General features: G+C 72.3%; 7 protein-coding genes. 5 read left to right on the plus strand and 2 right to left on the minus strand.

Features of this window, described 5'->3' with window-relative positions; genetic code table 11:
• The 3 genes from AB0J09_RS53215 to AB0J09_RS53225 all read left to right on the plus strand — a co-directional run.
• Window positions 1-760 (plus strand): ABC transporter ATP-binding protein (locus AB0J09_RS53215; protein WP_360709722.1); only part of this gene is annotated, 760 nt, incomplete at its 5' end.
• Entirely contained in the window at window positions 757-2,511 is a 1,755-nt protein-coding gene (locus AB0J09_RS53220) for an ABC transporter ATP-binding protein (RefSeq protein WP_360709724.1), read from the plus strand. The genes AB0J09_RS53215 and AB0J09_RS53220, both read left to right, overlap by 4 nt.
• Before the next feature lie 72 nt (window positions 2,512-2,583).
• Entirely contained in the window at window positions 2,584-3,024 is a 441-nt protein-coding gene (locus tag AB0J09_RS53225) for an SRPBCC family protein (RefSeq protein ID WP_360709726.1), read from the plus strand.
• 85 nt (window positions 3,025-3,109) lie between these two features.
• Here AB0J09_RS53225 and AB0J09_RS53230 read toward each other — a convergent pair whose 3' ends face one another.
• Entirely contained in the window at window positions 3,110-3,868 is a 759-nt protein-coding gene (locus tag AB0J09_RS53230; protein ID WP_360709728.1) for an SDR family NAD(P)-dependent oxidoreductase, read from the minus strand.
• A 56-nt stretch (window positions 3,869-3,924) separates the two neighbouring features.
• On the opposite strand from AB0J09_RS53230, the gene AB0J09_RS53235 reads away from it, so the two are divergent.
• Together AB0J09_RS53235 and AB0J09_RS53240 are read left to right on the plus strand one after the other, a co-directional pair.
• A complete protein-coding gene (locus AB0J09_RS53235) occupies window positions 3,925-4,398 on the plus strand; it encodes a MarR family transcriptional regulator (RefSeq protein WP_360709731.1) in 474 nt (157 codons plus the stop codon).
• Window positions 4,399-4,810: 412 nt separating this feature from the next.
• Complete coding sequence (locus AB0J09_RS53240) at window positions 4,811-5,851, plus strand: TerC/Alx family metal homeostasis membrane protein (RefSeq protein WP_360709733.1); 1,041 nt, start codon at window positions 4,811-4,813, stop codon at window positions 5,849-5,851.
• Here the strand turns inward: AB0J09_RS53240 and AB0J09_RS53245 are convergent.
• Window positions 5,783-6,287 (minus strand): hypothetical protein (locus AB0J09_RS53245; protein WP_360709735.1); only part of this gene is annotated, 505 nt, incomplete at its 5' end. The two genes, AB0J09_RS53240 and AB0J09_RS53245, sit on opposite strands and share 69 nt — an antisense overlap.

Below are 6,287 nucleotides of genomic sequence, written 5' to 3' on the forward strand. Positions count from 1 at the left end.
GCGCGATCCCGCCTCCGGCGTCGAGATCTCGCCGGGCGAGCTGACCGCGCTGGTCAGCGCCCGGCCGGGGGAGTCCGCGGCGGTGCTCGACCGGCTCGGCGGGTTCACCGGGTCCGCCGCGACCTGGGGCGCGGTCCGCCTCGGCGACATCGACCTGGCACGGGTACGGGAGCGGATCCTGGTGGCGGACAACGAGGCGGACCTGTTCGCGGGCACGCTGCGCGACGTCATCGCGGGCAGGCAGGATCCGGACGAGCAGGCCGTCGAGCGGGCGGTCCACGCGGCCATGGCCGAGGACGTCGTACGCGGGCTGCCGGACGGGCTGGACTCGGCCATCGACTCTCAGGGACGCAACCTGTCCGGCGGACAGCGCCAGCGCGTACGCCTGGCCCGCGCCCTGCTGGCCGACCCCGAGATCCTCCTCGCGGCCGAACCCACCTCGGCCGTGGACGCCCACACCGAGGCCACCATCGCGGCCCGTCTGCGTGCCGCGCGCCGGGGCCGCGCCACGGCGGTCACCACGACCTCGCCACTCGTCCTGGACCAGGCCGACACCGTGTACTACCTGGAGGACGGGTCCGTCGCGGCGGCGGGCAGCCACCGCGACCTGCTGCGCGAGCACCCCGGCTACCGCCTGCTGGTGTCCCGCGACGCGGACGACGAGACCGGCACGGACTCCGGCGAGACCAGCACGGGCACTGACGAGACCGGCACGGGCGTCGACGAGACGAGCTCCCAGTCCGAGCAGGCCGTCCGATGAGCGACCTGTCCAGGGCCGGGACCCTGCCTGTCGCCGAGCCCTCCCAGGTCCGCCGGGCCGCGCTCCGCCTGATCCGCCTCGACGGCCGCGCCTTCGCCGCCGTGATCGCCCTCAACGCGCTGGCCGCCGGTGCGGGACTGGTCGGCCCGTGGCTGCTCGGCCGCATCATCGACGAGGTCAAGTCCGGCGCCGGGGTCGCCACCGTGGACCGGCTGGCCCTCGCCATCCTCGTCTTCGCCCTGGTCCAGCTCCTGCTGACCCGCTACGCGAGCTACCTCGGCCACCGTTTCGGCGAGCGTACGCTGGCCCGCGTCCGCGAGCAGTTCACCGACCGCGCCCTCGCCCTGCCGGCCTCGGTGATCGAGCGCGCCGGCACGGGCGACCTGACCACCCGCGGCACCAGGGACGTGGCGGAGGTCGGCGCCACGCTGCGTGACTCCGGTCCCGAGGTCCTGATCGCCGCGGTCCAGGCCGCGTTCATCCTGGGCGCGGTCTTCACCCTCGACCCGCTCCTGGGCGCGTGCGGCGTGCTCGGCCTGCTGGGCATCTGGTTCGCCGCCCGCTGGTACCTGCGCCGCGCGGTCACCGCGTACCTGGACGAGGGGGCGGCCGACTCGGCCCTCGCCGAGCAGCTCGCCGCGGCCACCACCGGCGCCCGCACCATCGAGGCGCTCCGGCTCGAGCACCGCCGCATCGCGGCCTGCCAGCAGGCCATCGACGAGTGCCGCAGGACCCGCACCCGCACCCTGTTCCTGCGCAGCGTGCTCTTCCCGATCGTGGACGTCTCCTACGTCATCCCGGTGGCCGGAGTCCTGCTGATCGGCGGCGTCATGACGCAGGACGGCATGAGCCTGGGAGCGGTCGTCGCCGCCGCCCTCTACCTGCGGCAACTGTCCCAGCCGCTGGACACCGTCCTCTTCCACCTGGAGAACCTGCAGAGCAGCGGCGCCTCGTTCGCCCGGGTCGAGGGCCTCGCCCCGGCCTCGCGGCAGGCGCCGGCCGCCGCGGCCTCCCCCGTACCGGCCGATGACCGGCTTGAGGTCGCCGGCGCGCACTACGCCTACGACGGCGGCCCCGACGTCGTGCGCGGGGTGGACCTGACCGTCCAGCCCGGCGAACGCCTCGCGATCGTCGGACCATCCGGGGCCGGCAAGACCACCCTGGGCAGGCTCCTGGCAGGCGTGGACAGGCCCCGCACCGGGACCGTCACCGTGGGCGGGGTGCCCGTCGCCGACCTCGACCCCGACCGGCTGCGCGAGCGCGTCATCCTGGTCACCCAGGAGCACCACGTCTTCCTCGGCACCGTACGGGACAACCTCCGCATTGCCGCCCCCTCCGCCGGCGACGCCGACCTGCGCGCGGCTCTCACCACCGTCGGCGCCGACTGGATCGACGACCTCCCGGACGGCCTGGACACCCACCTGGGCCCCGGCGGCCACCGCCTGGACGGTGCGCAGACGCAGCAGGTGGCCCTGGCCCGCGTGGTGCTCGCCGACCCCCACACGCTGATCCTCGACGAGGCCACCGCGCTCCTGGACCCGGGAACCGCCCGCCACACCGAGCGCGCCCTGGCCGCCGTCCTCTCCGGCCGCACGGTCATCGCCATCGCCCACCGCCTGCAGACCGCCCACGACGCCGACCGGGTGGCGGTCATGCAGGACGGCCGGCTCACCGAACTGGGCACGCACCACGACCTCGTCGCGGCGGGCGGCACGTACGCCGCCCTCTGGCATTCGTGGCACGGCGCGTGAGCTTCATCGCGGGACTCGCCCGTTGACCCCCATACTGGGCAGATCGCATCTCGACGCCTGGGAGGCCGAGCCGTGCCGGAGACTCTGCTGCGTAACGTCTTCCACGTGGCGGCCCCGCCGTCCGCGGTGCTCACGCATCTGAGTGAGCCGTCGAGCTACGTGGGCCTGTCGCCGCTCGTGGTGGAGGTGCGGGACGTGCGGCGGGAGTCTGGCCAGACCCGGTTCGTGTCGGTGGAGCGCTTCCGGTTCCTGGGTTTCGTGCGGTACGACAACCTGATCGAGGTGACGTTGCGCGCCTCCCGCGAAGGCGTCGAGGGCGAGGTGGACAGCCCTGGCGGGGTGCGGCTGGACTACCGGTTCGGGCTGGCCGCCGGGGGTGAGGGGACCGAGGTGGAGGACGTGCTGAGGGTGCGGGCGACGTTCGGGCCGGTGCTCCGGTACGCCGCCCGCAAGGCCAGGGAGGTGCAGCTCGCCCGCGCGCAGATCCTCGCGGAACGTGCCCGGACGCTGTGAACGACGCGAGCCGAGCATCGAGGCGTTCCATCGACGTGGGGAACCGCCTCGACACTCAGCTCGGCGGCGAATGAGCCGCCTGCCGTCAGCGGGTCAGGTGCCGCCCGCCCGCCACGGAGAGCACCTCACCGTTGGCGTGCCCGTTCGCGGCGGAGCCCAGATAGGCGACCGCGGAGGCGACGTCCTCCGGTGTGCAGATGCGCCCCGTCGGTGTCTTCGCGCCCTCGGCGTCGACGGCCTCCTGCCCGAACTGGGGCCAGGTCAGCGCCCTCTCCGTCAGCGTGAAGCCCGGCCGGACGACGTTCGTGAGGATGCCGTGCCGGGCCTCCCGCACGGCGAGCACCTTTCCCGCCGTCTCCAGCGCGCTCTTGGCGGCGGGGTACGCCACGCCGGCGGGTAGCGGCTGGTCCACCACGTCGGACGAGATCAGCACCAGCCGCCCCCAGCCGGCGCTCCGCATGCCGGGAAGCACGGCGTCGACCAGCGCGAGCGTGCCCGTCACGTTCCCCGTGAGGCCGGTGGTCAGGGTTTCCCACGTCTCCGGCGCCGCCACCGGCCAGGAGACGGCGTTCGCCACCAGGACCGCTACGTCGCCGAGCTCGTTCTCGACCTGGCGCGCCACCGCTTCCGCCGACTCGGGGTCATGCTGGTCGGTCCGCACCGTGATCGCTTTCCCGCCCGCCTGGTTGATCGAGTCGACCAGTGCGCGTGCCCGCTCCTCGTTACGGTGCCAGCCGGCGGCGACCAGCGCCCCCTCCGCCGCGAACGCCTTGGCGATCGAGCGGCCGATGTCGCCGGATGCCCCGGTGACCAGCACGACCCGCCCGTTGAGTCCGAGATCCATCAGCTTCTCCAATAGTTAGCCGACTACTTATTAGCCGACTATACACATTCGGTAGGATGAGTGATGTGGACGCAAGTGACGTGATGCGCATCAACCGGGCGCTGAACAAGATGAGCAAGCTCTATCGCGCCGCCAAGGCGCGCAAGCTCGCGGCGCTCGGGCTGCACCCGGGGCAGGACGTGCTGCTGTGGCTGCTGGCTCAGGAGCCTGGGGGCATGACCGTCAAGGAGCTGGCGGCGCGGCTCGCGATCGAGCCGCCGACCGCGACCCGCAGTCTGGCCCGGCTGGAGGGCGGCGGGTGGTTCCGGCGTGAGGCGGTGGCCGGTGACCGCCGTCAGGTGCGCATCCTGGTCACGGAGGTCGGCCACGAGCTGGTGCCCGCCATCGAACGCGCATGGGCGGAGCTCGCCGAGGAGGTCATGGGCGAGACGGACGAGGATCGGTGCGAGATCGCGCTCACGGTGCTCGAGCAGGCCAACGACCGGCTCCGCCGTCTCGTCGGCGAGGACGTCCTGGCCGACGAGGAGTGAACCGGGCCCGAATGTGTGGACCTCGGCGGGCCGGTCCCGGGCTCGCAATCGAGCCCGGGACCGGCCCGCGACCTCTCATCGCCCGCGGCGCAGCCCGCGCAGGAAGCTCCACAACCCGGAACAGGACGCGCTCTGGGAGCTTTCGGCCGATTCGCTCAAGAGGTCTGCAAGCATCACGCATAGCGCCGATCATGGCAAGAGCCAATTGCACTCCCTGTCTCGAAGCGCGGACGCTACGCGGTCCCGGCCATAGTGGCTCGCTGGCCGGATTTGTCCTACCCTGGGGCGAGCGAGGGGAGTACTTCCCAAGCGTCGATCCGGTCAGTACGGACGTACATGGCGTCCCCGGACGGCCGCCCGTGACCCCGGGTGAAGGAGACCTCGAACGGCTGAGCACGTTCGAGGAGGTTTCATGTCCGCGGGGACATTTCTGGTTGCGCCCGATCAGGGCACCATCGCGTCACCCGGCCTGTGGTCGATCACCGTGGCGGCCCTGGTCCTGCTGCTGGTGGTCGACGTCATTCTGACCCGGCGCCCGCACGAGGTGCGCATGCGCGAGGCCCTGGCCTGGTCGGTTTTCTATCTGGTGCTGCCGGTGGCTTTCTGCGCGTACCTGTGGGGCGCCTTCGGCACCGGGGTGGCGGTCGAGTTCTTCACCGGATACGTGGTGGAGAAGTCGCTGTCGGTGGACAACCTGTTCGTGTTCATGCTGCTGCTGTCAGCCTTCACGGTGCCGCACGAGCTGACCCAGCGCGTGCTGTTGTACGGCATCATCGGGGCGCTGGTGCTGCGGGCGGTCTTCATCGCGTTGGGAGCCGCGGCGCTGCAGAGCGGCACGTGGGTGTTCCTGCTGTTCGGGGCGGTCCTGATCGTCACCGCGGTCAAGGTGCTGAAAGGGGATGACCAGGAGGTCGACGTCGCCTCCATGCGCAGCGTCCGGCTGCTGCGCCGTCTCGTCCCGGTCACCGGCGACTACCGCGGCTTCCGACTGGTGGTCCGCGAGCAGGGCCGGCTGGCGATCACTCCGCTGGCCGTGGCCACCGTGGCCGTCTTCGCCACCGACATCGTCTTCGCCGTCGACTCGGTGCCCGCCGTGTACGGGGTGACCGAGGACCCCTTCCTGGTCTTCGCCACCAACGCCTTCGCGCTGCTGGGCCTGCGGGCGCTGTACTTCGTGCTGCGGGACGCGCTCGCCAGGCTGCGCCATCTCAACTACGGCCTGGCCGCCATCCTGGCCCTCATCGGGGTCAAGCTGGTCCTCCACTGGGCGCACGGCCTGTGGGAGTGGGTCCCGGAGACCCCCACCCTCGCCTCGCTCGGCGTCATCGTCGCAGTCCTGCTCACCGTCACACTCACCAGCCTGTACGCCGGCAGGCGCGCCGCCTCAGCGCCCGAAGGCGGCGACGACGTCGGGCGCGCCAGGCCTCTGGAGCACGACCCGGTCGATCCTTGAGATCGGCATCGGCACGGCGGTGCCCCACGAGGCGCGCCCATCGGAGACCGTGACCTTGCCGAGGTCGCTCCAGGCGCCGTCCCTGCCGACCAGCTTCGCCTCGTACGAGCCGGACTGTCCGGCCGACTCGACGGTGAGGAAGATCCAGCTCGGAGACCCCTGGTAGGCGAACGCGTGGCCCACCCGTAGCTGGCCGGCGTAGAGCACGGCGGCGGCGAGGTAGCGCCCGTCGGCGACGGCGAGCGTCCGCCGGTAGCTCTTCGCCAGCTCGCGGTCCGGCCCGGTGGCCAGCCACACGCCCCCGCCCGCGAGCCCGGCGACCGTCGCCGCCGTGAGCAGCTGGGACGCCATGAGCGCGGCTCGGGCGACACAGGGCGCCGCCGTGAACGCCTTGTACGACACGACGGACGAGTTCTGGGAAAAGGTGAAGACCGGC

The organism is Nonomuraea sp. NPDC049784 (genome assembly GCF_040659615.1).
GTDB lineage: Bacteria > Actinomycetota > Actinomycetes > Streptosporangiales > Streptosporangiaceae > Nonomuraea.